Source organism: Priestia sp. P5_B4 (assembly GCF_056400385.1).
The window spans coordinates 1-566 of the sequence record NZ_JBFULJ010001483.1; the positions used below are offsets into that span (position 1 = coordinate 1).

A 566-nucleotide genomic window follows, 5' to 3' on the forward strand; every position below is an offset into this window, starting at 1 on the left:
AAGCTGCTCGGTATCTTTATACATTCCTTTTATTTCAAATCCGTTTCCTCCCAGCACAGAAGGAAGCTTAGCCGCATAAAAGCCAAATCCGATAATTAAGATGATCCACAGTACTAATAAAATTTTCCTGCTCGCATATAATGCGTTCGCTACTTTATTCATATTAACCTCCAATTTTTTGTACAGTTACTAGACTATTTTATACTAACAGTTATTGTAATTAGAAGAAGTATTGTGTTTTTTTGTTTTTCTTGCCTGAAAAAGCTTTTTAGATAGATGCGCAGGGGTGCTTCCTCAGCAAAATCGTGTTTATGTTTCGGGTAATTTAGGGAACACTGTACATAAATGCACGAAGGGGGATTAAAAAGATGCAAATGAAACAGCCAGCTAAAATGACGAATAGTTATGGGTGTAAAAATGAGTATGATACATTAAAACGTGTGGTCGTTTGCCCACCTACATATATGAAAATTGAAGAAATTATTAATGAAACACAAAAGCACTATGCGGATGAAAATATTGATGAGAGCTTGGCTTCAAAGCAACACCGTCAATTTGTTGAATGC

At 35.2% G+C, this 566-nt stretch carries 1 pseudogene; it reads left to right on the forward strand.

Annotated features, from left to right (window positions below):
• Nucleotides 1–368 precede the first annotated feature (368 nt).
• Nucleotides 369–566: pseudogene (locus AC1DRF_RS31740) on the forward strand (hypothetical protein); the annotation flags it as partial.